The sequence below is a fragment of the Arthrobacter sp. YD2 genome, assembly GCF_030410475.1.
GTDB classification, from domain to species: domain Bacteria; phylum Actinomycetota; class Actinomycetes; order Actinomycetales; family Micrococcaceae; genus Arthrobacter_B; species Arthrobacter_B zhangbolii.
The window spans coordinates 179,147-204,771 of sequence record NZ_JAUHHB010000004.1 but is presented as its reverse complement, the minus strand read 5'-3'; the positions used below and the strand labels follow the sequence as shown (position 1 = coordinate 204,771).

Annotated in this window: 18 protein-coding genes and 2 tRNA genes; 12 read left to right on the top strand and 8 right to left on the bottom strand. The window is 64.7% G+C overall.

The window, feature by feature from the left end; genetic code table 11:
- The first annotated feature begins 63 nt into the window (after positions 1 to 63).
- Both QWJ37_RS15680 and QWJ37_RS15675 read left to right on the top strand, forming a co-directional pair.
- Entirely contained in the window at positions 64 to 1,470 is a 1,407-nt protein-coding gene (locus QWJ37_RS15680; protein ID WP_227905028.1) for a phosphomannomutase/phosphoglucomutase, read from the top strand.
- A 3-nt stretch (positions 1,471 to 1,473) separates the two neighbouring features.
- A complete protein-coding gene (locus tag QWJ37_RS15675; protein WP_227905027.1) occupies positions 1,474 to 1,929 on the top strand; it encodes a hypothetical protein in 456 nt (151 codons plus the stop codon).
- Positions 1,930 to 2,027: 98 nt separating this feature from the next.
- Here QWJ37_RS15675 and QWJ37_RS15670 read toward each other — a convergent pair whose 3' ends face one another.
- On the bottom strand, positions 2,028 to 3,911 hold the full coding sequence (locus QWJ37_RS15670) for a phosphoenolpyruvate carboxykinase (GTP) (RefSeq protein ID WP_227905026.1): 1,884 nt from the start codon (positions 3,909 to 3,911) through the stop codon (positions 2,028 to 2,030).
- Positions 3,912 to 4,214: 303 nt separating this feature from the next.
- On the opposite strand from QWJ37_RS15670, the gene QWJ37_RS15665 reads away from it, so the two are divergent.
- The 4 genes from QWJ37_RS15665 (at position 4,215) to QWJ37_RS15650 (ending at position 8,696) form a co-directional block, all read left to right on the top strand.
- Positions 4,215 to 4,290: transfer RNA gene (locus tag QWJ37_RS15665), tRNA-Arg, on the top strand.
- Between the two features lie 97 nt (positions 4,291 to 4,387).
- Entirely contained in the window at positions 4,388 to 5,812 is a 1,425-nt protein-coding gene (locus tag QWJ37_RS15660; RefSeq protein ID WP_227905025.1) for an NAD(P)/FAD-dependent oxidoreductase, read from the top strand.
- 134 nt (positions 5,813 to 5,946) lie between these two features.
- Positions 5,947 to 6,633, top strand: coding sequence for an ABC transporter ATP-binding protein (locus tag QWJ37_RS15655; protein ID WP_290245881.1), 687 nt, complete (start codon positions 5,947 to 5,949; stop codon positions 6,631 to 6,633).
- Positions 6,630 to 8,696, top strand: coding sequence for a YhgE/Pip domain-containing protein (locus QWJ37_RS15650; RefSeq protein ID WP_290245880.1), 2,067 nt, complete (start codon positions 6,630 to 6,632; stop codon positions 8,694 to 8,696). The genes QWJ37_RS15655 and QWJ37_RS15650 overlap by 4 nt, the downstream gene beginning before the upstream one ends.
- A gap of 16 nt (positions 8,697 to 8,712) precedes the next feature.
- Here the strand turns inward: QWJ37_RS15650 and QWJ37_RS15645 are convergent, their stop codons facing one another.
- The 3 genes from QWJ37_RS15645 to upp form a co-directional block, all read right to left on the bottom strand.
- Positions 8,713 to 9,237 carry a histidine phosphatase family protein gene (locus tag QWJ37_RS15645; protein ID WP_290245879.1) on the bottom strand — a complete coding sequence of 175 codons (525 nt, stop codon included), beginning with the start codon at positions 9,235 to 9,237 and terminating at the stop codon, positions 8,713 to 8,715.
- A 63-nt stretch (positions 9,238 to 9,300) separates the two neighbouring features.
- Positions 9,301 to 10,167, bottom strand: coding sequence for a winged helix-turn-helix domain-containing protein (locus QWJ37_RS15640; protein WP_227905015.1), 867 nt, complete (start codon positions 10,165 to 10,167; stop codon positions 9,301 to 9,303).
- 534 nt (positions 10,168 to 10,701) lie between these two features.
- On the bottom strand, positions 10,702 to 11,334 hold the full coding sequence (gene upp / locus QWJ37_RS15635) for a uracil phosphoribosyltransferase (protein ID WP_227905014.1): 633 nt from the start codon (positions 11,332 to 11,334) through the stop codon (positions 10,702 to 10,704).
- Positions 11,335 to 11,408: 74 nt separating this feature from the next.
- Here upp and tadA point away from each other — a divergent pair, with 74 nt between their 5' ends.
- The 3 genes from tadA (at position 11,409) to QWJ37_RS15620 (ending at position 12,604) form a co-directional block, all read left to right on the top strand.
- Positions 11,409 to 11,879, top strand: a complete 471-nt coding sequence (tadA, locus tag QWJ37_RS15630; RefSeq protein WP_227905013.1) for a tRNA adenosine(34) deaminase TadA — start codon at positions 11,409 to 11,411, stop codon at positions 11,877 to 11,879.
- Positions 11,880 to 11,954: 75 nt separating this feature from the next.
- Positions 11,955 to 12,440 (top strand): pyridoxamine 5'-phosphate oxidase family protein, encoded by a 486-nt coding sequence (locus QWJ37_RS15625; RefSeq protein WP_290245878.1) that lies wholly within the window; start codon positions 11,955 to 11,957, stop codon positions 12,438 to 12,440.
- Positions 12,441 to 12,514: 74 nt separating this feature from the next.
- Positions 12,515 to 12,604, top strand: a tRNA-Ser gene (locus tag QWJ37_RS15620).
- Between the two features lie 99 nt (positions 12,605 to 12,703).
- Here the strand turns inward: QWJ37_RS15620 and QWJ37_RS15615 are convergent.
- On the bottom strand, positions 12,704 to 13,129 hold the full coding sequence (locus QWJ37_RS15615) for a nuclear transport factor 2 family protein (RefSeq protein WP_227905010.1): 426 nt from the start codon (positions 13,127 to 13,129) through the stop codon (positions 12,704 to 12,706).
- A gap of 439 nt (positions 13,130 to 13,568) precedes the next feature.
- Here QWJ37_RS15615 and QWJ37_RS15610 point away from each other — a divergent pair, with 439 nt between their 5' ends.
- The gene (locus QWJ37_RS15610; protein ID WP_227929367.1) at positions 13,569 to 14,096 is read left to right on the top strand and encodes a DivIVA domain-containing protein; all 528 of its coding nucleotides are present in this window, start codon (positions 13,569 to 13,571) and stop codon (positions 14,094 to 14,096) included.
- A 498-nt stretch (positions 14,097 to 14,594) separates the two neighbouring features.
- Here the strand turns inward: QWJ37_RS15610 and QWJ37_RS15605 are convergent, their stop codons facing one another.
- The 3 genes from QWJ37_RS15605 to QWJ37_RS15595 form a co-directional block, all read right to left on the bottom strand.
- Entirely contained in the window at positions 14,595 to 15,068 is a 474-nt protein-coding gene (locus QWJ37_RS15605; protein WP_227905000.1) for a hypothetical protein, read from the bottom strand.
- A gap of 22 nt (positions 15,069 to 15,090) precedes the next feature.
- A complete protein-coding gene (locus QWJ37_RS15600) occupies positions 15,091 to 20,616 on the bottom strand; it encodes a DUF6531 domain-containing protein (RefSeq protein WP_290245877.1) in 5,526 nt (1,841 codons plus the stop codon).
- A 235-nt stretch (positions 20,617 to 20,851) separates the two neighbouring features.
- A complete protein-coding gene (locus tag QWJ37_RS15595) occupies positions 20,852 to 21,133 on the bottom strand; it encodes a pyrophosphorylase (RefSeq protein WP_227904994.1) in 282 nt (93 codons plus the stop codon).
- Between the two features lie 229 nt (positions 21,134 to 21,362).
- Here QWJ37_RS15595 and QWJ37_RS15590 point away from each other — a divergent pair, with 229 nt between their 5' ends.
- Together QWJ37_RS15590 and QWJ37_RS15585 are read left to right on the top strand one after the other, a co-directional pair.
- Positions 21,363 to 24,254, top strand: a complete 2,892-nt coding sequence (locus tag QWJ37_RS15590) for a hypothetical protein (RefSeq protein WP_290245875.1) — start codon at positions 21,363 to 21,365, stop codon at positions 24,252 to 24,254.
- Positions 24,251 to 25,594: a hypothetical protein gene (locus QWJ37_RS15585; RefSeq protein WP_290245874.1), complete on the top strand. Its 1,344-nt coding sequence runs from the start codon at positions 24,251 to 24,253 to the stop codon at positions 25,592 to 25,594. Before QWJ37_RS15590 ends, QWJ37_RS15585 begins: the two co-directional genes overlap by 4 nt.
- The last annotated feature ends 31 nt before the right edge of the window (positions 25,595 to 25,625 follow it).

Below are 25,625 nucleotides of genomic sequence, written 5' to 3'. Positions count from 1 at the left end.
CCTGCGCCGGATTTCCGGTGTGCACAAGTCCCGTGCCGCAGGCGGCCCTATAGACTGGCCCACGTGAACAATGCATTCGACCTCTCCGCGTCCTTTAAGGCCTATGACGTCCGCGGCGTCGTGGGCGAGACAATCACCCCGCAGATCGTCGAGGCCGTAGGGGCCGCGTTTGTTGACGTCCAGGGCCTGGCCGGACAGACGGTGCTGGTAGGCGGTGACATGCGTCCGTCCTCGCCCGAGTTCATCCGGGACTTTGCCCGCGGGGCCACCGCCCGCGGCGCCGATGTGCTGCTGCTGGACCTGATCTCCACAGACGAGCTGTACTACGCCTGCGGTGTGCTCAACGCTGCCGGTGTCACGTTCACGGCCAGCCACAACCCGGCACAGTACAACGGCATCAAAATGGCCAAGGCCGGAGCCGTGCCCATCTCTTCCGAGACCGGCCTGCGGGAAATCCAGGCCCTCGCCGAGCAGTACCTGAACGGCGCGGGGTTTGACACCGTGGCCCAGCCCGGCCGGATCTCCGTCCGCGACGTGCTCGCCGATTACGCCGGCTACCTGCGCAACCTGGTGGACCTTTCCGGTATCCGCCCGCTGAAGGTTGTGGTGGACGCCGGCAACGGTATGGCCGGCATGACCACCCCGGCGGTGCTGGGTGACAGCATCCTGCCCGGCCTGCCGCTGGATATTGTGCCGCTGTACTTTGAACTGGACGGGTCCTTCCCGAACCACCCGGCCAACCCGCTGGAGCCGGAAAACCTGCGGGACCTGCAGGCCGCCGTCATCGAACACGGCGCCGACATCGGCCTTGCGTTCGACGGCGACGCCGACCGCTGCTTCGTGATTGATGAAAAGGGCGAGCCGGTCAGCCCGTCCGCCGTCACCGCGCTGGTGGCCCGCCGTGAAATTGCCCGCGCCAAGGCAGCCGGGGAGCAGACCCCGGTGATCATCCACAACCTGATCACCTCCCGTGCCGTGCCCGAACTGGTGGCGCACGACGGCGGCCGCGCCGTCCGCACGCGGGTGGGCCACTCCTTCATCAAGGCCGTCATGGCCAGCGAAGGAGCTGTCTTCGGCGGCGAGCACTCCGCGCACTACTACTTCCGCGATTTCTACAACGCGGATACCGGCATGCTGGCGGCCATGCACGTCCTGGCCGCCCTGGGCGAGCAGAACCGCACCCTCTCGGACCTGGCCCGTGAATACGAACCGTACTTCTCCTCCGGCGAAGTGAACTCCCGGGTCGAGGACGTCCCTGCTGCGCTGGACCGCGTCCGCGCCGAATACGGGCGCGACGGCGTCACGGTTGACGCGCTCGACGGCCTGACGTTCACTTCCGACGACGGCGCGTGGTGGTTCAACCTCCGCGCCTCGAACACAGAACCCTTCCTGCGGCTGAACGCTGAAGCAGAGGACCTGCCCACCATGGAGCGCGTCCGCGACCACGTACTTGAACTAGTGAGGAAATAAAACATGGCAGATGTAGAACTGAACGGCAGCGAACCCTCCGCCCAGGTCCAGGAGGATCTGAACTCCCTGATCGGCACGGCCCTGGGCGTCGCCCAGGAGCAGCTGGAAGCGCAGGGCGCGTTCCTGCCCGCCGCACTCGTGGTGCAGAACGACGGCGAACTGCGGATGATCGCTGTTGCACCGGAGGAAAGCGACGAGGACCTCGACGCCGACGCCATGATCGATGACATTTACACGGTGCTTACCGAGCAGAAGGGCGAGAACCGTGCAGTGGCGGTCTTCTCCGACATCCACCTGCCGGAGGAAAACACCGACGCCATCCACGTGGTGACCGAACACTCCGAAGGCGTCTGCATTTCCGCCATCCAGACCTACTCCTCCAACGGGGAAGAGTGGACCTTCAACGAGCCCATCTGGGAGGCCGGCGAACCGATCGTCTGGGCCGCAGAGGAAGCCTAAGCCTCAGCAGTAAAACAATCAGCAGTAAAACAAAAAGGGTGGTCCCGCCGGATTCGGCGGGACCACCCTTTTTCTTCTTCTATCCGTGCGGTTCAGCCTCAGGCTGCGAAGCGTTCCTTCAGCTCAGCCAGCCGGTCCTGAAGCTCCTGCGGCAGGGTGGACCCGAAGCGGGCGTACCACTCGTCGATACCGTCCAGTTCGGTGGCCCATTCCTGCGGATCAACCCGCACTGCCTGCTCCACGTCCTCGGGCGTCATGTCCAGGCCGGTGAGGTCAATGGAATCCCCGGTCGGCACAAAGCCGATGGGGGTTTCCACGGCGCCGGCCTTGCCTTCGAGGCGTTCAATGACCCACTTGAGCACCCGGGCGTTGTCGCCGAAGCCCGGCCACGCAAATCCGCCGTCAGCCGTCCGGCGGAACCAGTTGACCAGGAAGATCTTGGGCAGCGTCTCCTGGTTGGCCTTGCCGCTGAGTTCGATCCAGTGGCGCAGGTAGTCCCCGGCGTCGTAGCCCATAAAGGGCAGCATGGCCATGGGGTCGCGGCGGACCACGCCCACCTGGCCGGCAGCGGCCGCGGTGGTTTCGGAGGACAGCGTGGAACCCATGAAGATGCCGCTGGCCCAGTCACGGGCCTCGGTCACCAGCGGGACCGTGGTCTTGCGGCGGCCGCCGAAGAGGATCGCGGAGACCGGGACGCCGTTCGGGGAATGGTACTCGTCGGCCAGCATGTCAATCTGGTCAATCGGGGTGCAGAACCGCGAGTTCGGGTGCGCTGCCGGGCGGCCGGACTCGGGGGTCCAGTCCTGGCCGAGCCAGTCCGTCAGGTGCGCCGGCGCTTCGTCCGTCATGCCCTCCCACCAGACTCCGCCGTCATCGGTCAGAGCCACGTTGGTGAAAATGGAGTTGCCCTTGGCGATGGCGCGCATGGCGTTGGGGTTGGTGCTCCAGCCGGTGCCGGGGGCAACGCCGAACAGGCCCGCCTCGGGGTTGACTGCGCGCAGTTCCCCTTCCTTGCCGAACCGCATCCAGGTGATGTCATCCCCCAGGGTTTCCACCTTCCAGCCCTCGATCGTGGGATCAAGGAGGGCCAGGTTGGTCTTGCCGCAGGCCGAGGGGAAGGCGGCGGAAACGTAGTAGTCCTTCTGCTCCGGGCTGGTGAGCTTGAGGATCAGCATGTGCTCGGCGAGCCAGCCCTCGTCGCGGGCCATGATGGAGGCAATACGCAGGGCGTAGCATTTCTTGCCCAGCAGGGCATTGCCGCCGTAACCGGAACCGTAGGACCAGATGGACCGGTCCTCCGGGAAGTGCACAATCCACTTCTCGTCGCTGCAGGGCCAGGCAACATCCTCGGCGCCCTCGGCCAGCGGGTAGCCCACGGAGTGCAGCGCCGGCACGAAGAAGGCATCCAGCTCTTCCATCTTCCGCAGCACATCGGTGCCGATCCGGGCCATGATGCGCATGGAGGCCACCACGTAGGCGCTGTCGGTGATTTCGACGCCGAACTTCGGATCTTCGGCCTCGAGGTGGCCCATCACGAAGGGAACAATGTACATGGTGCGTCCGCGCATGGAACCGGCGAAAAGCCCGTTCAGCTTGGTACGCATTTCGGCCGGGTCCATCCAGTTGTTGGTGAACCCTGCGTCTTCGCGCTTTTCCGAGCAGATGAAGGTCTGCTCTTCGACGCGGGCCACGTCCTTCGGATCGGAGAACGCAGCGAAGGAGTTCGGGAAGGTTTCCGGGTTCAGCCGGACCAGGGTTCCGGCGTCCACGAGTTCATCGGTCAGGATCCGGTTTTCATCCTCGGAGCCATCGACCCAATACACGCGGTCAGGCTGCGTCAGCTCGGCAACTTCCTTCACCCACGCAAGGAGGGCCTGGTGGGTGGTCGGGGCATCAGCCCCACCGTCTATGCTGTCCAGCGGCTGGCTAGCAGCGTTTTCGCCGCTCTCATCGAGAACTAGCTGACGCGCGTCATCGCCCATGACTCTTCCCTTCGTTGGGTCAGTGGTGTGTTTTGATGCTAGTTGCGCCTTCCGGACGGCTTCGGCTGGAAAGGTCGCACCTTTAGCCGCTGCGACTCAAAGACTCCCTGAAATCCACGAGTTATGTGCCCTCAACCCCAAGTGAATGTGACTAACGTCACATAGACCGGTCTAGTGACGGAGACGTCATCACTCTCGATTGGCGCTCCCCTCAAAACCCCGCTATAGTTATCTACGGCCAAACAGCCACGGAAGAACTTGAAAGAAACCGGTGAGAATCGGTTTTGATAGACTAGTTCTTATGCGTGCGTAGCTCAACGGATAGAGCATCTGACTACGGATCAGAAGGTTGGGGGTTCGAATCCCTTCGCGCGCACCACTCGGACCCGGCCCGATCAGGACAACCTGATCGGGCCGGGTTTTTTGTTGCCCGCCCACAGGTTGCCCCGGCACCGCGGCAGTGCAAGGCTCGGTCCATGACTGAGACTCTGCAGACCGACGTAATTGTTATCGGCGCCGGCGCCGTCGGCGAAAACGCGGCAGACCGCGTTGTCCGGGGCGGACTTTCCGCCGTCCTCGTTGAAGCGGATCTGGTGGGCGGCGAGTGCTCTTACTGGGCCTGCATGCCTTCGAAGGCACTCCTGCGACCCGGCACCGCACTGGCCGAGGCCCGGGCAGTGGCCGGTTCCCGCGAAGCCGTCACCGGCGCCTTGGACACCGGCGCCGTACTGGACCGCCGGAATTCCTTCACCTCTCAGTGGGATGACGCCGGGCAGGCCGACTGGGTCGCCGACGCCGGGATCGAGCTGGTCCGCGGGCGGGCACGGCTGAGCGCACCGCGCGAAGTGGACGTCCGGACCACCGACGGCCGGACCCTGCGCATTTCCGCACGCCACGCCGTCGTGCTGGCCACAGGGTCCACGCCTACCCCTCCCCCGCTTCCGGGGCTGGACACCGTTGATTACTGGGGAACCCGGGAAGCGACCTCCGCACAGGAGATTCCCGGCCGGCTCGTGGTGATCGGCGGCGGAGTTTCCGGCGTGGAGCTGGCCCAGGCCTACGCCCGGCTCGGTTCGGCCGTCACGCTGCTCGCCCGCGGCCCCCTCCTGAAATCCTTTCCGGAACCGGCGCGCAACCTGGTGGAGCAGGGACTGAAGAACGCCGGCGTGGACGTACGGACCAACACTTCCCCCGCCTCGGTCCGGGGAGCCGACGACGGCGGCGTCCACCTTGAGCTCGAGGGCGGCGAAAGCGTAGCGGCAGACAAACTGCTGGTTTCCACCGGCCGCCGTCCGGCACTGGCGGACCTCGGCCTGGAAGAGGTGGGCCTGGATCCGCGCACCCTGGAAGTCGATGACTCGGGACAGGTGGCGGGTGTGGACGGCGGCTGGCTGTATGCCGTGGGCGATGCCGCCGGAAAGGAACTGCTTACCCACCAGGGGAAATACGAAGCCCGCGCCACGGGTGATGCCATTGCAGCCCGGGCTGCCGGGAAACCCGCGCCTGCCTCGGCTGCCTGGACCCGCTACACCGCCACCGCGGACAAGTACGCCGTACCGCAGGTGGTGTTTACCGATCCCGAGCTCGCCATGGTGGGGCGCACCGTTGAACAGGCACGGGCCGACGGGCTCAACGTGTCCGAAACCTCGCTGGACATTGCCGTGGCGGGCTCAGCGCTGTATGCGGATGATTACACCGGCTGGGCGCAGATGGTGGTGGATGAGGACCGCCGCGTACTGGTCGGGGTGACCTTTGCCGGCCCGGGCGTCTCGGAGCTGCTGCATGCCGCCACCATCGCCATTGTTGGCGAAGTACCCCTGGACCGTTTGTGGCACGCCGTCCCGGCCTACCCCACCATCAGCGAAGTATGGCTGAGGCTGCTGGAGAAATACGGGCTGTAGGACTGCCGCGTGCTGGGACGTGGCGGAACTCTCCGCACCACTATTTGCACTGACCAGTCAGTTTCGCCTAGGTTGGCAGATGCGCCCCGCCGTATGCCCGGCGCGAAGCATCCACGGACAAAAAGGCGAAGACCATGCTCAGTGCGGACAATCTATTCGTGAAGGGGCGCCACAGCCCGCTTCTGCCGCCAACGTCCCTGACGGTCCGCGCCGGGGAGCTGTTCCTTGCCTGCGGCGGCAATCAGTCCGTCCGGACGGCCCTGGCACTGACCCTTTCAGGCCGCATGCGCCCCACCTCCGGTTCCGTTTCCTGGGGCCGCGATCCCCGTCCGGAACATCTGCGCCGGCACGCAGCACTGCTGGATTCGCCCGAGGTCAGCGAACCGGAGCGGCATCTGCGCGTCCGGGACCTGGTGGCGGAGGACCTGGCACTGATTCCCCGCCGCAGCCGGCCGCGAACGGGCGCGTCCGCCTGGCTGTCCGGCGAAGGCCTGGCGGACCTGGGGCCGCTGTGGATTGAGGAACTGGACGCCTCGGCACGGCTGGACCTGCTGCTCCGCCTGGCGCTGGCGGATGCTGCCGTGGACCTGCTGGTGGTTGACTCACCGGACCGCCACGGACCGGACCCGGATGCCTGGCTTCCCCTCCTGGCGGAAGCCGTTTCCGCGGCCGGGCGGCAGGTGACCGCCGTTGCCGTGGTTGCGCAGCTGCCTGCGGAGTGGACCGGACCCTCCGCCGTTGCCGGCGACACGGCAGATACCAATGCAGGTTCCGGGGCGGATACCGCCGGGACCGCCCAAACCGCGAAGGCTTCCGCATGACCGTCTTCCGCCTCGCCCTGAGCGAGCTCAAACGCATGACCGCCGGCATCCTGCCTAAGCTGGCCATCCTTGCCCTGTCCCTGGTGCCCCTGCTGTACGGCGCCATCTACCTGTACGCCAACTGGGACCCTTACGGAAACCTCGACGGCGTCAAGGCAGCGCTGGTGGTTGACGATAAAGGTGCTGACACCGCCGACGGCCGCCTCGACGTCGGCGCTTCGGTCCGGGAGAACCTGCTGGAGGACGGCACCTTCGACTGGGAGATTGTTGACGGGGCCGGTGCTGCCGATGAGGGGGTCCGTGCCGGCAGCTACGAATTCGCCCTGGCCATTCCGGCGGATTTCTCCGCGAACCTCGCCTCAGCCGCAGACCTCGGCGGCGCCCGACAGGCCACCCTGCACGTCACCACCAATGACGCGAACAACTACCTGCTCAGCAGCATCGTGGACAAGCTCACCGCCTCGGTCCATGACACGGTCGCCGCCGAAGTGGGCGAAGAAACGGCCAGCCGGCTGCTGACCGGTTTCAGCACCGTGCACTCCCAGCTGGAGGAGGCCGCCGATGGTGCCCGCCAGCTGGCCGACGGCGCTGCCTCCGCGGACTCCGGCGCCGCGGAGCTGGGCACGGGCCTGGACTCGCTCGCCTCCGGAGCCGGGAACCTGGTGGCCGGACAGGAACAGTTGGCGTCCGGTGCGGATGCCCTCGCTGCGGGGTCAGCTGACCTGTCCGCCGGCGCGGACCAGCTGTCCTCCGGTGCCGGCGAGCTCTCCGGCGGCCTTGGCCAGTTGTCCGACTCCACCGCGCAACTGCCGCAGCAGACCCGGGCCCTGGCCGACGGCGCACGGCAGGTGGCCGATGGGACGGCCACTCTGAACACCACGGTTGCCGAGACCGCCAGGGCTGCCCGGCAGAACGTTACCGACGCCGTCGCCCGGCTGGTGGGCAGCGGCGTCCTGACGCCGGCACAGGCTGCGGCGCTTCAACAGGAGCTGGCCGGCACCCAGACCGGCACGGACGGGCTGGAACAGCTGCAGGCCCTGGCCGACGGCGCCGCAGAGGTTGCCGCCGGAGCGGAGTCCCTGGCCTCCGCCACGCCCGCACTGACGCAGGGCATAGGTGCCGCCAACGACGGCGCCTCCCGGCTTGCCGCCGGCGCTGCGGATCTCTCCGCCGGTGCGGGCGAGCTTTCCGAGGGCGCCGGCACCCTGGCCGCGGGCGAGCAGCAGGCGCTGGAGGGTTCCCGGCAGCTGGCCGCCGGGGCGGATTCGGCTGCGGCCGGTGCCTCGACCCTGCAGGACGGACTCGGCGAACTGAAGGAAGGATCCGGGGAACTGGCCGGGCGGCTGGCCGAGGGCGCAGGCAATGTCCCCAACCCGAATGAGGAGGAGAAGGCCACTGCCTCGGCAGTGATCGCGGACCCGCTGACCGTCAGCACGGTGGACCAGGCTGAGGCCGGAACCTACGGTGCCGGCCTGGCGCCCTACTTCCTGACCCTGGCCATGTGGGTGGGCATTTTTATGCTGGCGCAGGCCATGCGGCCCATCAGCCGCCGGGCCCTTGCCTCCAATGCTCCGCCCTGGAAGATCGCGCTGGGCGGTTGGCTGCCGTTCCTGGCCGTCTCACTGGTTCAGGCCACCGTTCTGTACGCTGCCGTGCGCTTCGGCCTGGGGCTTGATCCGGCCCATCCGGTGCTCGCCTGGGTGCTGCTGCTGATGGCCGCCATGGCCTTCTCGGCGCTGATCCAGGGCATCGTGGCCCTGCTGGGCTCGGTGGGCAAGTTTGTGGTGCTCATCCTGCTGGTGCTGCAGCTGGTTTCCTCCGGCGGCACCTTCCCCTGGCAGACCATCCCGGACCCGCTGCATGTGGCACACAACGTGCTGCCAATGGGACACATGGTAAACGGGCTGCGGCAGCTGCTCTACGGCGGGGACCTGGGGCAGGTGGGCACCGTTGCAGCGGGGCTGCTGCTCTACACCGCCCTGGGGCTGGTGCTGTCCCTGGCCGCGGCGAAGCGGCACCGGCTGTGGACGCTCAAGACTTTGCAGCCGGAAATCGATATTTAGCGCTTAACCGCGGGGCTCAGCCCCGGCGCACCACAAAGTCGGTAATCCGGGCGTCGCGGCCGTCCAGTTCCGCCCACGGCAGCGGGTGTTCCATCACGGTGAGGCCCGACGTCGGATAGCGCGTGGCCATCTCCATCACGGCTTCTTCATCCGAGTCAGGGGAGGCAAGGCGCATGGCCAGTTCCTGCACGCCGGGCAAGTGGGCGATCACCAGCAGGCTGGTCACGGTTTCCGGGACGTGGTTGATGAGGCTGAGGATGCGTTCGGGGGAGGCTGCGTAGAGCCGGTCTTCCAGCTTGGCGGTGGGCGCCTTGTCACCGAGTTCCTTGCAGACCCAGGTGCAGGTCTGCCGTGCCCGCAGTGCCGAGGAACAGAGGATGAAGTCCGGGATGCTGCCGTGCTCACGCATCCACTCACCCGCCAGCGGTGCATCCCGGTGTCCCCGGCCGGAGAGCGGGCGCTCGTGGTCTGCAACATCGCGCGGCCAGTCAGCCTTCGCGTGACGCAGGAGCTGGAGTTTTTTGAGATGGTGGCCGGTCATTTGCCAAGTCTAGCTGCGGACGGAACCCCCGTTCCGTCCGCTGACCGGCCACGCCTCCTGCGCCTAGATGCTGTATTCCGGTGCAGCCCAGACAACAACCTCGGGGTGCTCGTAGAAGCGGTAGCCCTGCCCGCGGACCGTGCGGACGGTGTTGGCCAGGCGGCCCAGCTTGGACCGCAGGCGCCGGATGTGGACGTCGATGGTGCGCTCGTTCGGCACTTCCTCGGCATTGCGCCACAGGCCCGCGAGCAGCTCTTCCCGGCCCACTGTCCTGCTGGCGTTCTCCACCAGGTAGTTCAGCAGCTCGAATTCCTTGAACGTGAGGTTCAGGGTGTCCCCGTCGAGGTGGACTTCCCGCCGTGAGAGGTCAATCAGGACGCCGGACGGGCGCGTTGCCGGCGGAACCTGCGGTGCCGGTACAGGCTGGGCCGCAGGCTGGCGGCGGGCCACCGTGGGATCCCCCAGCGCCTGGCGGACCACCTCGATGTCCGTGCCGGTGGCGCTGGCCGGAGCAAGGGCAACCGCGGCGTGGCTCTGGGCGCCGGGGACCAGGGTCTGGACGTGGGCCCGGATCTCCTGCGCCAGTTTTGTGAGGGACGTGCCGTGCGCGGCAGCGGTGTCCTCATCAAGGCCCACATAAATAACAAACCCGCGGGCAGACGTGTCAGTGCTGACAGACTGCGGACCGGGAATCCCGTTGGGTGTCACCACCGGCATAGGCGCGGTGACGGGGTTGGCATCCTGTCCGGGAAAGGTGCGGAGCGGACGGGCCCCGAGGGTGGACTGGACGCTGTAGGACTGGTTTCCGAACGGCTGGACACCGTAGGAACGGTCGAAACCGCCCCCGGCGGACTGGCGCGGGGAACCTGATCCGGCGCGATTCTGCGCATTGCGCAGAGAGATGTGGACGTAACCGGATGCTACTGACATGTGGAACCTCATCGTGAATCGCCGTCATCACGGCTCGAATGCAGGGGGTGTGCCCGGTCGAGATGGCGCCTGTTATGCCCGTACTTGGGCCTGAGTCTTATCTAAGGAAGGGGGTGGCTCCAGAGATATGCATTCGACAACAGCACGTCTCCTGCGTGGCGCGGACGCCACCGGGGAAGACTGCGACTGGTGCTGTCGTGTTGGTGTTCACGCTTCGGATTATTGCATGTAACAAAGGGGGGCGCGCAAGTAACAATGTCGCTTCCGTCTCACATGGTGGACAGAATGGGTCGTTTTGTGACGTACTTCACAAAACGACATACTGAATAGCTATGCATAAATATGCATAAGGTCTAAACAAGATCGCCGCCGCACCCGTCAGGGGTTTCGAGAACGATGCATGCCTGTCAATAAAAAAGGCATCCGCACCATAAGCAGGCTTATGGAGCGGATGCCGTCAAGAAAAGAAAGTTGTCCACATACTGGACGGTCCGCGGTGCAAAGCGGGCCGCCCAGGGATGGGAGCCGGTGGGCTTAGACCACGCCGTAGAGGCGGTCTCCGGCGTCGCCGAGCCCGGGCACAATGTACGCCTTTTCATCCAGGCGCTCGTCGATGGAGGCCAGCACCACAGTGACATTGGCATCCTGCAGCTCCTCCTGGAGCACCGAGAGGCCTTCCGGGGCAGCAAGCAGGCAGATGCAGATAACCTCTGCAGCGCCGCGCTTGAACATAAACTTGATGGCTTCACGCAGGGTTCCGCCGGTAGCCAGCATGGGATCCAGAACGAAGACCTGGCGGCCGGTGAGGTCATCAGGCAGCCGCTCTGCGTAGGTGATGGCCTCAAGCGTCTCTTCATTCCGGGCCATGCCCAGGAAGCCGACTTCGGCGGTGGGAACCAGGCGGGTCATGCCTTCCAGCATGCCAAGGCCTGCGCGCAGGATGGGAACCACCAGCGGCGTGGGCTTAACCAGCCCGGTGCCTACAGCGGAGGTCACAGGTGTTTCGATGGGGACCGGCTCTACACGGACAGTCCGGGTGGCCTCATAGGCCAGGAGGGTAACCAGTTCCTCGGTCAGCTGACGGAAGACCGGTGACGGTGTGTCCTTGTCGCGGAGAACGGTGAGTTTGTGGGCAACGAGGGGGTGATCCACTACAAGTACGCGCATACCTCAAAACTACCATTCCGGCCCGTCCTTATCCGCGTTCGCCCGCGGGTATGCAGATGCGGGACGATGGTGGCATGCAGCACCTTTCCCGCACCCACGAAGCGTGGATGGACCTTGCCCTCGCCGAGGCCCGGCTGGCCCTGGACACCGGAGACGTGCCCATCGGCGCCGTCGTCCTCGGTCCTGACGGCCGGATACTGGGCACCGGGCGCAATGAGCGGGAGGCCACCGGGGATCCCACGGCGCACGCCGAGGTGCTGGCGATCCGGGCAGCGGCCGAGGCGGTAGGCGAATGGCGGCTCGCCGGCTGCACCCTGGTGGTGACCCTGGAGCCGTGCGCCATGTGCGCCGGCGCCATTGTGCTGGCCCGGGTGCCGAAGGTGGTGTTCGGCGCCTGGGATGAGAAGGCGGGCGCCTCCGGTTCCGTGTTCGACATTCTCCGCGAACGCCGCCTGAATCACTGGGTGGAAGTGTTCCCCGGCGTACGCGAGGAAGAGTCGGCCCGTCTGCTGCGCGACTTCTTCGGCTCGAAGCGAAACCCCTAGGCCTCCGTTCCACCTGCCTGCATTTATACGTAGGCTTACTAAATCCGGAACGCTACAAGCAAAGGAGTTTCCGCAATGGCATCAGAGCAGGACGGACGGGACATTGTTGTCAGCATCCTCGAGAAGGCCAAGATCGCCACGGTAACCACCGTGGACCTGCAGGGAAACCTGGTCAGCCGGCCGCTGCAGCTGCAGGAGGCAGATAAGGACGGGAACCTGTGGTTCTTCACTCCCGACCCCTCCCCCAAGGCCGACGAGGTCCGTGCGAATCCGCACGTGAACGTGGCCATCAATGACTCCAAGGGTTTCCTGTCCATCAGCGGCACCGCCACGGTGACCAAGGACCAGGAGAAGATCGAGGAACTGTGGAAGAGCTCGGTGGAAGCCTGGTTTGAGCACGGCCGCGAGGACCCGGCGGTGGCACTGTTGAAGGTGGATTCGCATACTGCCGAATACTGGGCCTCGGATGAGCCGAAGATCGCCAGCATGTTCAAGATCGGCAAGGCTGCCGTGACCGGCGGAACGCCCGACGTCGGCAAGAACGACGTCGTCGACCTCTAGTTTCCGAGGCTTCAGCGGCGGTGGCGGGGCTGCTTTTGGGTGTTGGGCCCTGAACCCGGTAAGGTTGACGCGTTGGTGACGTGTCCGAGCGGCCGAAGGTGCAACACTCGAAATGTTGTTTGGTGTAAAAGCCAACGTGGGTTCAAATCCCACCGTCACCGCCAGTGAAGAAGGCCCCGGTTCCCTTGCAAAACAAGGGAACCGGGGCCTTCTCGCTATCCCGGGAAATTTTCAGCCGACCTCCCGTTCCATGAACCTCGGCTTCAGTTGAGAACGTTTACGCCGTCACTCATATAAACGTACACACGCTTGAACTTTCCATTTTCCAGGTAAAAGAAATTGGAGTTGGTCAGCTGTACAGCGTTTCCGTCGTTGTCAGTCAGCTCAACGACGAACTGTGAGGCGATCCTTCCGTTTTCAGTGTCGACCACGTGTCGGAAGTGAATGTGCCGCATATGTGTTCTGTAATTTTCAAACAGTTCTTCGTACATCCTCCGAACGTTTGTGTCGCGCCCTTCGTGGACAGATCGAGCGCTTTGCACGGTGGCCACCGCGTCCTCAGTGAAGCAACTCAGCACGCCTTCGATATCGTATGTATCCACAAAATTGAAATACCGCTCAACCATGTCGATCAAATAACCATAGGTCAGTCCATTGGCTTGAACGGGCAAAGTAGTCAATTCAGTCATGCCATCTCCTTCGAACGAAACCGTCCTGCTGAAAAACACAGGCAAAGTGTTGGAATGGTGCTGCCAACCTAGTCTCTTCGGATGCCGCTGGATACAGTCTGGTGAGAAATTCGCCTGGGCGTCCGTTGGAGGCACAGGATCAAAGAGTAGGAGCCCTTACTTCATCCGGCCTCAAAATGCCATGGATAGTTTTGGCGGCTTCGGCCGATCCCCTGCGCCCATCGAAAGACGACTTTCCGTGTACCTAAATACCCAGCACGTACCGCGGACACATCACACACCGGAAGGGATGGCATTCCTATATGGCTCGGTAGACTGAGGCAACAACGCTCAAAAGGATCCACCGGCCGATGGCCCGAGATTGATCGGGCCATAGACCATGCACAGGTGGCCAGCTCGCGAAAGGTTGCACTACATGTTCACCGGAAGACTGTCTGCAGTGGTGCAGAACGAAACGGAAAACGGCGGCGCTTCTCTGCTGCTCTGGCTGGGGATTGCCGTAGTGGTTTTGGTCTTGATTTATGTGCTTGCCAAAACAGTGAAAGCCAAGGCCGGAGCCGCCACGAAACCCGGTGCCAAATTCCGGCCTTCCCTGACCGCCGAGGACGTCGAGGGCATCAGGTTCAGGCCTCCGCGGCTCAGGGAACGTGGGTACGACGTGGAGCAGGTCAGTGACCTGTTGGACCAAACGGTGCTTGAACTGCGGCGGCTGGCCGACGAGAACCTACGCCTCCAGCAGCAAAAAGCCGATCCCCTAAGCCAGCCAGTCCTGGTGGGCAGCCCGGTGATTACGCCGGATCAGGTAGTGAACCGAAAGTTCCAGACACTGAAAATTCGGCAAGGTGTTTCGCCGGCCGAAGTGGACGATTTCCTGGACCGCGTTGTGCTTGGTCTCCGTCAGTGGAACGCCGAAAATGCGAAGCTCAGGTCTGAGCTTTCAGGCAACACTCTGGGCAACGCTTCCTGATCTGGAAAACGGCCCCAGCCACGGACCGCTTTTCGCCTCCCGGCTTAGCGCCGTCCTTCACCAGAGCGTTTCGTCCTTCGTCAAGCCGCTGACTCGCGGTTTCTTCGGCAGCACTCCGGCATCGACGAACAACGATTCAGCGAATACCCAGTGAAAAACCGGGAACAACAGAACAAAAGGGACACCGAGCCACTAGACACTCATCCGCCCGCCCTTTCCTTGTCGTGCGCGTCCGGCTTTCGAGTAGAGCGCCACATGAAGAACGCACACAGCGAGGCCAGGCCCATAGCAGCACCGCATAGTTTTCGGTTGTGCTCACCCTTCGGCAATGGAACACCGAATACGCGAAGCTCAGGTCCGAGATTTCAGGCAACACTGTGGGGCCTTTTCTCGATCTCTAACTCATGCCCAAATGCCGCAGGTAATGGCAAGGTCCACCAACAGACAGTTCCCCTATCCGCCTGCCTCGGGGAGGCAGGCGGATAGACCTCGGTTGAGTCAGTCGACTTTTTCGTAGGAAGAGACCACCGGCTTCATACCTATGACGTCAAAGAAACCCATCAAGGTGCGCGTCGCTTGGCCCAGTTCGAACTCGAACCTACCTCCCTGCGCCAGCTCGGAAGCCATCTCATCGTTGGCCGCCTGGCCAGATGTATGAATCAAGGTCAACGTCCCGCAGTCCGACGTCCTGATGATTAGCTCCGGCCTCGATCCGACATTACGACCGGCACCACTGTAGGTGCCTCCCTCAGCATCCGTGACAGTGCATTCCATCCGAACCCGGTGGTCGTCGTCATAGGAGTTAATAACGAACGGTCCAACCGTCAGCGCTAGGAAGAGCACCGCAAAGGTGGGCAAAATTCCCCAAAAGGCCAAATTACTCTTCCAAGACCGTGACGGCTTCTTCGGCGGATCCGCTGAGATGTTGCCCTCGGCTTGTGGGTTCAATTCATCCTCCTCTCCTTTACCCAATTAAATCTGTTCCTCCTAGATACTAATTTGGTAACTCATGGTGCTGAACGATGGGCCCACCGGAGCCGTTTAGTCCGCCGCTGATAATGGCCGGAACTAGATCTTCCGAGCTGGGGATGCCCCCTGCATCAATCGTCTCCTCAATCACCGCCTGGGTAACCCCGGCTACGCGACCCACCGCGTCCTCCACTATCGGTGCCCAAGGTGAAGTAGGAGCCACATGAGCGTTGGCCCCTGGCGGCAGGGGCGGAATCGGCAATCTTGCGGTGGCCACTTCAGAGAGCTTGCCGCTGCCGTAGCCGAACCCTGCATTGACTACGAAGCCCACTCCTCCCGCCTGGATATATCCCCCCGCGGTTCTCTCCCCATCGGGGGTGTTGAGTCTGTAGTCAGCAACGCCGGATGTAGCCCCGGAGACTCCCGCTGAGAGCACACCACGCACCGTACTGCTGGTGGCCTTACGGATAGCGGTTTGCACCGCCTGACTTGCCCCCGATGCCGAGGCTGTCCGAGCCGCTGCCACCGCGCCTTTGGTCAGAGCCCCTGCTGCCACACCACCGGCGAGGCCGCCAAGGCCGCCGACCAGAGCGTCTTTGCCGGCCTGGGCCCAGTCCACTGTCCCGTTCTGGGCCTTCGACGTTGCTATCGACATGCCTCCGCTGATCAATGCACCGGATGCGGCACCAATCAGCGCCACGCCCACCGGACCACCAACACCGGTAAACATAAGGGCTACGCCCAGTGCGACGGCAGCACCTGCCGCCACATATTCCCAGTGACTCCCCAGCGACTTCTGGAAGTCCGCCAATTCAGCATCCGTCAGCGGGCTCAGACCCGTTGGGTCGCTGGCGTTCAGCGGGTTGTTGCCCGCATAGGAATAGGGGTTGCCGTCCCATCCGGCGCCGAGCACCGGGGCCAGCGGGTCAGTGGACAGGAAACCGCGGGCAGCCGGGTCATATGCCCGGGCGCCCAGCCACTCGAGCCCCGCGATGTCCAAGCCTCCGTCGGCTGTCAGACCGATCCCGGCCGGCAGTCCGCCTGCCATCCCGGACAACCCCGAGCCACTGCCGGAAACCATTCCCGGCCCCGGGATAACCGAGGCGCCCAGAACAGCCCACGGATCGGCCTGGTCCGTGGCTCGGGCAGCACGCCACCCCGGCGCCAGCCACCCTTCCCCCATTCCGGTAACCCCTCCGGGCAGGGTCAGGACCTGTTCCGAGCCGAACCCGGCCAAGGCCGGTATTGAGCTGGCGCTGTCCCACCACACCGGGCAGCTATCCACGGAGGACAGCTCACCCAAGGCGTCCACCCACACCTCATGCCGGCGCGTTTCCGTACCGTCCGGGGTGCGGTCCAGCGCGACCTGCAGGTAACCCGTGGGGCCCCAGGCGTACTCGGTCCATGACCCGTCCGGACCGATGAGCCGGGAACGGCGTCCCAGGCCGTCATGGACGTACTCCGTCCGACTGCCGTCCTGATTCGTGACAGCTGTCAGTTGGCCTGCGGCATCGTAGTTGTAGTTTCGGGGACCGTCTGGGGTCATTTCCCGCACCAACCGCCCACCGGCGTCATATTCCCACTCGAAGACGGACGTTGCAGAACTGCCCGTGGTTGCTGCGGCAACCAGCTGGCCGGCATTGTCATACCCGTATCGGGTGACGGCCCCGGCACGGGTCAGTCCGGTGATCCTGCCGTCCCCGTCCCTACCGATCAGTGTGGTTTCGGAGGGACTGTCGGTCTCTGCCCGGTCGGTGCGGGTGTGCTCCGCGATGTAGCCGTTCCGGTATTCCCATTCCTGGACCAGCTCCCCGGCCGTGGCCCCAGTCAGGCGTCCGGCCGGATCATAGGCGAACACAGCTTCACCCAGGCGGGGGTTGCGCACGGTTGTCACCCGGCCGACGGCGTCCCGAAGGTAGGTGGTAGTGGTTCCGGCAGCGTCGGTGAACGATGTGCGGTTACCATCCGCGTCATAGTTCCAGGACAGCCCCTGCCCACCGCGGGTACGTGAGACCAGTTGGCCCCGCCGGTTGAAGCCGAGTTCATGCTCCACCGTCAGCCCGTCCGCGCCGGTGTAGTCGGTAACTACCACACGCCGGTTCAACCCGTCACGATGAGCGCTGGCCAGGAGTTTTCCGTTGTAGGACGTGCTCTCTTCCCGCCCGGCAGCGTCATATACCCAGGTGGTGGTGTTGCCGTCAGGGTCGGTCTGGGAGAGCTGGCGCCCGGCCGGATCGTAGGTCGCCGTGGTGACACGTCCCAGCGGATCGCTGACCGACTCGACTTTGTCGGTTTCCGTGTAGGTGCGGGTGGTCACTCCGCCCAGCGGGTCAGTGACCCGGACCAGCCGGCCGCGGAGGTCGTACTCGAACCGGGTCCGACCGCCCACACCGTTAACCGTTTCAACCAGTTCTCCGGCCGCGTTGTACCTGAACCGGCGGGTGCCGTACCAGGAATCCTGGGAGAAGTTCAGCCGTCCCGCCTTGTCATACCCGTAGCGGGCATTGCCCTGACCGGGGGTCAGCCGCAGAACCAGCCTGCCGCAGAGGTCGTACTCAAAGGTCTCAGCTTCGCCGGTGGGCAGGATCCGGGCAGCCACCCGCTGGTCCGCGTCGTAGACCAGTTCAGTGACCGCGCCCAGGGGGTCGACGGTCTTCCAGGGACGCCCACAGATGTCGTATTCGTACCGGGTCACCGCTCCGGACGGCGAAGTCACGGAGATGATCTTCCCGGAGACATCACGGCCCAGGCGGGTCAGTCCGCCTTCGCCGTCCACCAGTTCCACCGGGTTGCCGGCGGCGTCGTACGTGACCAGCTTCGCGGAACCGTCTTCGGCTTCCTCCCGGATGGGGCGCCCGTACGCATCAAAGCTGTAGCCGGAAGTAGCGAAGGCGCTGGAGACGCTGGACCTGCCTCCTTTCCGGTCCGTGCGTGCCTCTGCACGGACACCGGTCGGGTCGACGACGGCGGTGAGGTGCCCGATCCTGTCATACTCGCGCACCCAGTCATGGCCATCGGGGTCGGTGACGCCGGTCAGGCGGGACAGGGAGTCGTGCGTAAAGCCCCAGCGGGCCCCGTCGGGCAGGATCGCCGCGGTCACGTTGCCGAGCTCGTCAAACACCCGCTCGTTGGTCCGGCCCAGCGGGTCGATGGTGCGCACCAGTTCGCCGTTGGCAGCGTACTGCAGCTCGGTCCGGCCCCCGTCGGGGGCGATGGACGCGGTGATCCGACCGGCGGCATCGTGTTCAAAGGTCCAGACGGCACCGTCGGCTTCTTCGCGCCGGACCAGCAGCCCGGCAGCGTTATAGGTGAACCGTGTGGCGGCCCCGGACGGCATGACGGATTCCAGCGGGCGGCCGGCTGAATCACGGAGGATCCTTGCGGTCTCCCCGAGTGCGTTGCGCGTGGCAACCAGGTCCCCATACACGTCGTGCTCAAAGGCGACCGTGACTCCAACCGGATCGGTGATCCTGGTCAGGAGACCGCCCTCCCAGGTGAGCTCGGTACGCCCGCCGAGCGGATCGAGGATCACAGCCGGGTCCCTGGTCAGGTCATCGGCGTATTCATAAGTGACAACGGACCCGGACTCGGTCACAACGGTAGTGATCCGGTCCTGCTCGTCCCACCCATAGGTCAGGTCCGCGCCCTCGGGCGTCACGGTGCGGATCCGGCGGCCGCGGTCGTCATAGGCGTGCACGGTGACGGACCCGTCACGTTCAGTGAGGGACACGAGATTGCCGTGCCGGTCATACGCCATGGACTGGCGCTGATCGTGCGAATCCAGCACCCCGACGAGACGGCCCTTGGTGTCCGCGATCCAGGAGTTGGACCGGGTCCCGTCCTCATCCGAGACAACCGTGACCCGTCCGGGCAGGTACGCGAAGCGGGTGCGGCGGCCGTGCTGGGTCAGCTGCAGGATAACCCGGCCCTGCTCGTCGTAGGTGTTTTCCGCCTCCAGCACCCCGGCGGCGGAGTAGACGGCGTCGATCAGGCCGGCGTCGTTCCACCGGTAGGTCCGGGTTCCGGTTTCCGTGGTGACGGAGATGAGCCGGCCGGCGTCGTCGTAGCCGTACTCCGCCCGCCGCCCGTCGGAGGCCCGCACCACGGCGGCGCGGCCGTTGACATACTCCACGTCGATAAAGCGGCCGCGCACATGTGACAGACGGGTTACTCGACCCGGAACTCCGGTGTCGTCAGATGAATCCTCCCGGTGCACGGACATGGTGCGGCCCGGACCGGACCCGGCACCGAGCCAGACCCCGGCCTGGGTGTAGGCCCACCATGAACCCTCATTATTCTTCACAAGGAGGATCTCTGCGGTGCCTTCGGGCAGGCTCAGTTCCGACCAAGGCCCAGCTGCAACCGGCTCACGGGTCAGCCAGTAGTTCTCCCCCACCGCCCGGCCCCAACCATCACCTTCGCGGGGAAAGTCCATGGCGCGGCCGTCGGCCAGGATCCATCGGCCGCCTTCGTCCGAGAGAACCAGCTCCTGATCCAGCACCGAGGACCAGCCCGGACCGAACACACCGTGGGCTTCCTGCGGCGCTAGGGAGTTGTACATCCGGGACAGGACAAGGTTCGAGGAGGCACCGGAACATGCCAGGTCCGTTTCCGGTTCGATGAAGTTGCCCGTGGCTGTGTTGACCGGGTCATTGGCATACCCGGTGGTCGGGACCGCGCCATAAGCCTCGGGTGGATCAATGGTCAGTCCGTCCCGCGCTATATCAACGCCGGCCGCAGCCAACGATGAGGCGAGGGCGGCGTCCGACACCACCGAGATGCCCCCGTTGCTGCCGGCGGATTCGAACGCACCGGCAACGAGGCGTGCCCAGCGGACATCGTTACTATTGGCCGTCAAATAATCACGGTAGGCACGCATCACGCCGGAGGCATCAACAGCTCCCCACCTGCACTGGTCCTTCAACGTGGACAGGTGGTTGTCCAATGTCACCGCGGCTGATTTCAGCTCGTCGTCCAGTGCGTGTGAGCCGTCCGCGAACGTCCTCAGGTTGTTCGGCCGCGCGGAGGATGTTCCGCCGCCATAGCCTCCGCTGCCGGGGTTCGGGTCATTCCTGACGCCCACTATAGGAGCCACCGAGGAAAAGACTGGCCCCGGCAGGGGATCCGTGTTCGGCGGTTCTTCGCCGTCCACCCCGCCGTTCCACCAGTCAAGGAATTTTTCCCACCCGTTGCGGTTCCGGTATTCCCGGATGTACTCGTTGTTCTCTTTGCGGCGGTTGTTTTCCTGCTCAGCGTGGAAGATCACCTCGCGGATCAGCCCTGCCACGGAGCTCAATGCGCCGGCCAGGTCCTCTGCACTTTTCGCTGCGGTGACGGCGTTGGTCTGGAACAGCTCCGAGAAGTAGCCCTGAAAGTCCGTTTTACCTTCGGAGACCAACGCGGCCCTGGAGCCGGACTGCCCGTAAATCCGCTGTGCTTCGTTGTCGAACGCTGTTGCCGCTTCCCAGGCCACGGAGAAGTTGAACGGCCCGCCTCCGTAACCGACTGGCGACTCCGGCAACAACTTCATTTCAACAACATCAGAATCCATAATCAGTGCCCCCCACTGAACAAAAACGGAAAATAGAACAACGCATGCAGTTGCCGCCGCCCGGGAAAAACCGCCGGGAAAGGCAGCAGGAAATGAGCGTCCGCGAGGGACACCATCAGAAACGGACCCGGGATTTTTCGACCGGGCCGGTGAACCGTGCAATGCCCGGGCAACCAGCCACCGCCGCAGCGGCGCCGGCTACCCGGGCATGTACACGATGAGAATTGCCAGGCGCTTAGGCGCCGCCGCCTGCGGAGAAGATGTTCTCCGAGATCTTCTGCAGCTGTGTGCGAAGCTCTTCGAGTTCCTGGCGGGCCTTATCCAGGGCGGCCTTGGTTTCCGGCCACGTGGATCCCCGGAACTGGGCGGCCAGCGGCCCGTCCCAGGTGTTCGGATCGGACAGGATCTTGCCCTGCGCATCCAATGCCGAGATCTGGTCGGTGAAACCGCCGTTGATAATGGACTGCACTTGGGTGATGGCGGACTTGGCCTGTTCTGTGGACAACACGCGTGACATAAAAATTTCCCCCTATTGAGTCACTGCTTCGACACCGGACAGATAGCGCCGGTGACCGGACGGACGGAACCCTACCAACAACTCATGAACCCGACAAGGAGCTGATAATCCGATTCGGATGTGGCGACGTCGACTGAATAACAAGTAAACAGAGTCAAAATGGTTGTTTTTTAGCAACCAGCCCTTATGATGCTCAAGGCACAGCGAACGGATGAGGGGACGATTCACCATGCCCAGACAAACTAAAACCCACCTGCCGAACCCGCAGCGTAAAACCGCACGGAGTCGCCTGCTGGGCGTGGTCCTTATATCCACGGCGCTGATCGCCACAACCTCGTGCACCCCGGAGGAGGAGCCGGAACCGGTATCCAACCCGGTCAAACTCCTGCAGAGCGTGCACGTGGGACTGTCTCCGGCAGCCGGGGTCCAGACCATCGAGGGAACCACCATCTCGGTGGCCGCCGACGGCGCGTCCTCCGCGGAAGACACCGAGTACACCGCCGAAGAGGTGGTCGGTGAACTTCCCGTCCGTGTGGGCCTGCAATACCGTGCCGGCGAGAAATCCGGTTCCGACCTCGATGAGCTGCAGGGCCATACCGGCCCGGTGGAGATCAACCTGACGGTGGAGAACCTGACGGTCAAGCCCCAGGTCATTGAATACGACGCCGCGGGCCAGACCCGTTCCGAGACCGCTTTGGTGGGCGCTCCGCTGACCATTGCCGCCTCCACCAAGCTCGACGGCGTGCGGGTGGATGACATCACCCCCGGCTCCGCTGACGGGACGCTGGGCACCAACGGCGTCCTGAGCCGGGCAGACGACGGAGCCGCCGTCGTCCAGTGGGCCACCGTGCTGGCACCGCCGCGTTCCGGCGCAAGCACCACGCTGCGCCTCGTCGCCGACGTCAAGGACTTCCAGGTCCCCGCCATTGACGTGGCCGTCCAGCCCGGCATCAGCACCAATATGAGCGCAGAAGGTGTGCTCGCCGGTGCCTTCTCCTCCGGCGCCGGTTCCGAGATGGAGCTGCAGACCCGCACCATTTCCCTGGTATCGGATGTCAACACCGTGCTGATCAAGGCCGGTGCCACCATCACCGAAGTCCGAAAGAACCTGGAAACCACCTCCCAGACCCTGGGCGTGAAGACCGCCGGCGAGCTGCGGGACAACTCCGAGGCCCTGGCCGGCACCATGTCCGGCCTGAAGAGCCAGCTCACCTCCCTCGGCGCCGATCTGGAAACCGCAACCAAGGGCACCGAATCGGTGACCATGGCCCAGTTGCAGCAGACCGTTGCCGCTGTGGACTCCATGCTCGGCGATACCTCCGCTACGCCTCCGCCCGCGGAAATCAGCGAAGACGGCTGTGCCGCCGTCGTCACGAAACCGGAGCAGGCGGGCACCGTGTACGGCAGCATCCTGACCATGGCCTCCCAGCTGGACGCCTACGCAACGGTCAGCGCGGACTGCCGCGAACTGGTTGTCGCGGACATGCGGACCGCCATCGGGCCGGAGAAGCCGACCGCTGAGGTTTGTGCGGCCGAAGCCGAGAGCGGCGAAAAGGGCGCAGTCTCCATTACCTGCTCGCTGTACGGCTCCAATGCAACAATCTCCGCTGCCCTGATCGGTCTGGTCGAAGACGGAGACGCACTGGTGGAGGAGCTCAACCCGGAGCTTGTCACGGAAGCCATTGCAGAGCAGGAAGCTTCCGCCAAACAACTGGCAAAAGTGAGCGAAGGCCTCACCGCCCTCCAGAACCGGGCGAAGCCGAAGGATGACTACACCGCGGCGCTGAAGGGGGTCAATGACGCCATCGAAGCTGCCAAGGCATCCCTCGAGGCTTCCCGCGGGGCGTCCAAGGCCGCGAAGGACAGCATCGACGGACTACGGGGACAGCTGGAGATTATCGGAGGCACTGCAGAGGACGCCCAGTACGAACTTGGCGTCGGGGCGCCCTGGGATAAGTCAATGACGAAGCAGAACGAAGCACTCTCTGCAGAGATTTGCCGATTGGTGGACAGGAGGAACCCTGAAGACCCCGGCGAGGGCAAGCTCTCCGCCGAGCAGGCCGAGGTGCTGCGTTCCTATCTGACCGCGGTCCCGTGCAATCCCGAGGCTGCTGACGGCACACCGGTCCCGGCCCTGACGCCGCCCGCCGGTTTCTCCAACCCGCTGGACACGCGCCTATCTGAGCAGTCCACGGCCTGGGACAACGTTCTTGCCCAGGTGGACACGGAGAATGCTGACGCAGCAATCAACCAGGCGTTCGCGACCCTGGACGAGTCTTTCGATACGACCAGTGCCAAGCTGGATGCCGTCACCAAGGCGGTCAAGGCTCTCGACGGTACGGCCACCGGACGATACGACGACACCGAGGTTGGACTCAAAACCCTGGAAACGGACCTCGGAGTCGCCATCGACTCCTACACCGGAGTCAGCACCAACCTCGCAGCACTGGAAAAGCAGCAGCGTGAACTCGGGGACAACATCAAGGAAGCCCTGAAGGGCGTCCAGGAAAACACTGCAGAAGCGGTGCGGGAAGCCGTGGACGGCCAGGTGCGCGAAGTCACCGATGTTGGCGACAAGAGCACCGATTCCGTCACCACCGCCTTCAATAACTCCATCTCCGGCCTGAAATCCACGTCGGACCAGGTAGTGGGCGACGCGGGCGACACCGTGGACAAGCAGCGAGGTGAGCTGCAGGAGGAAAGCGGTGCCCTGGCCGGCGCGCTGGCCGAGAGCACCCAGGCATCCCTGGAGCGCATTGCCTCCAGCACCTCTGGTTCCACCCGCGATGTCGAGGGTGCAGACGCGCTCCTCTCCTCCAGCCTCAACAAGGTGATGCTGGACCTGGGTGACCGGACAGTCAACGGATCCGGCCTGCTCGGATCCATGACCACCAGCGCCGCCAAGGCGGATACGGCCGATTACCAGCTGGCCCTGGCCGCACAGAATGCGGAAGGGTATGCCAATATCCGTTCCCGCGACGTGGACGGGCTGCTGCTCCGCCAGGCGCAGTTCAAAGCCGCGCTCACCGCTGTGGACGCACTGCCGGCGTTCCACCTTGAGGTGCCGGCCGGCGCGTCATCGCAGACCCTGTACACCCTGCGGATCGGCGGCGGCGAATGAGCCCCCGCACCCGCCTTATGACCCTGCTCATCGCAGGGGTGGCAGTTGTTGCCGCTGCTGTGATCGCATTGACGGTCACCCTGAACCGGCCCAAGGAAGTTCCGCAGACCGACCCGGTGGCTGCCACGGTTCCCGTAGCGCTGGACGCTGACGGCCTGGCGAAGGACTTCTCGCTGGGGATTGTCCTGACGTACGGGTCCTCCGGCGAACCCGGTTCGGAATACAACGGCGCCGCACAGGGCGCCGTGGTGGCCGCCCACCGTTTCAGCCAGAGTGGCGCCGAGGTGACGCTCTCGCCCATGAATGACCGGGGGACGGAAGAAGGCGCCCGCGAAGCCGTGCGCGCCCTCGCCGAAGACGGCGTCTCCGGCATTGTGGTGACCAGCACCGGGCCGCAGGCACTGGCAGCAGCCAAGACCGCGGAGGAGCTGGGGCTGCCCGCCATCCTGCCGTACGCCGAGGCTTCCGATCCCGCGGACTCCACCTGGACCACCAAGGCCTCCGGCGTTGAACTGGAAGAAGCCCTCGCCGCCGCACTGGACGGAAAGTCCCGCATATTGGTGGTCAACGACGGCGGACCTGTTCCTTCCACGGTCCAGGCGGCTCAGGCCCTGAATCTCCAGGATTTTGAGGACGTTACGGCCCTGGCCCAGGACGCGGCCATCCAGACCGGCAACCAGCCGCTTCCGCCGGTGGAAGGGGCCCCGGCGGACGCAGAGTCCGTCCGGATCACCAACCCGGCCGACGCCGTCGTTGTTTCTGCCGCCACACCGCAGCGGCTGGCCCGCCTGGTGCAGGCGCTGCAGGCACGGGATGTCTCCGTGCCGCTGGTCCTGCCCAATGGGGCAGATGCACCGGCCTTCGCCGCCGAACTCGCCACACTGGATGGGGCCGCCACCGGCCAGCTGATCACCCTGGCACCGGCCGGAGGCGACGGTTCAGCCCTGCAGCAGGATGCCCAGGGCCGCGGCATGTCCGCCTTCCTCTCCGCCGTGCGCCTGGCCTCCGGGGATACCAAGGTCAGGAACCTGACCGGCGATGCTCCGCTGGCGGAGTCCGCGTGGGCGGCCGACACATCCAGCCATGACGCCGTCGTCGCGCTGGTCCGTGCGGCAGCGCAGGCTGAAAGCAACGAACCGGCGGAGGTCGCCGATGCGCTGCGCACCATGTCCTTCGGCCCGGGCGAGGGCCTGGCCGGACCGGCCCTGGACTTCACCAGCCCGCTGGCGCTGACCGTGACACCGGTCCCCGTCCATGCATCCGCCCAGGATCTGGGCCTGCGCCCGGCGGACGCGAACGCTCCCCGGCTCGTTTGGGTACCCTCCCCGGCAGCCCCCTGACTCCCCGGCCCCGGCCCGTCTAACCGGACGG

Coding starts and splice junctions, on each gene's coding strand:
- QWJ37_RS15675 (WP_227905027.1), top strand. CDS start 1,474: ATGGCAGATGTAGAACTGAACGGCAGCGAACCCTCCGCCCAGGTCCAG.
- QWJ37_RS15670 (WP_227905026.1), bottom strand. CDS start 3,911: ATGGGCGATGACGCGCGTCAGCTAGTTCTCGATGAGAGCGGCGAAAAC.
- QWJ37_RS15660 (WP_227905025.1), top strand. CDS start 4,388: ATGACTGAGACTCTGCAGACCGACGTAATTGTTATCGGCGCCGGCGCC.
- QWJ37_RS15655 (WP_290245881.1), top strand. CDS start 5,947: ATGCTCAGTGCGGACAATCTATTCGTGAAGGGGCGCCACAGCCCGCTT.
- QWJ37_RS15650 (WP_290245880.1), top strand. CDS start 6,630: ATGACCGTCTTCCGCCTCGCCCTGAGCGAGCTCAAACGCATGACCGCC.
- QWJ37_RS15645 (WP_290245879.1), bottom strand. CDS start 9,237: ATGACCGGCCACCATCTCAAAAAACTCCAGCTCCTGCGTCACGCGAAG.
- QWJ37_RS15640 (WP_227905015.1), bottom strand. CDS start 10,167: ATGTCAGTAGCATCCGGTTACGTCCACATCTCTCTGCGCAATGCGCAG.
- upp (WP_227905014.1), bottom strand. CDS start 11,334: ATGCGCGTACTTGTAGTGGATCACCCCCTCGTTGCCCACAAACTCACC.
- tadA (WP_227905013.1), top strand. CDS start 11,409: ATGCAGCACCTTTCCCGCACCCACGAAGCGTGGATGGACCTTGCCCTC.
- QWJ37_RS15625 (WP_290245878.1), top strand. CDS start 11,955: ATGGCATCAGAGCAGGACGGACGGGACATTGTTGTCAGCATCCTCGAG.
- QWJ37_RS15615 (WP_227905010.1), bottom strand. CDS start 13,129: ATGACTGAATTGACTACTTTGCCCGTTCAAGCCAATGGACTGACCTAT.
- QWJ37_RS15600 (WP_290245877.1), bottom strand. CDS start 20,616: ATGGATTCTGATGTTGTTGAAATGAAGTTGTTGCCGGAGTCGCCAGTC.
- QWJ37_RS15595 (WP_227904994.1), bottom strand. CDS start 21,133: ATGTCACGCGTGTTGTCCACAGAACAGGCCAAGTCCGCCATCACCCAA.
- QWJ37_RS15590 (WP_290245875.1), top strand. CDS start 21,363: ATGCCCAGACAAACTAAAACCCACCTGCCGAACCCGCAGCGTAAAACC.
- QWJ37_RS15585 (WP_290245874.1), top strand. CDS start 24,251: ATGAGCCCCCGCACCCGCCTTATGACCCTGCTCATCGCAGGGGTGGCA.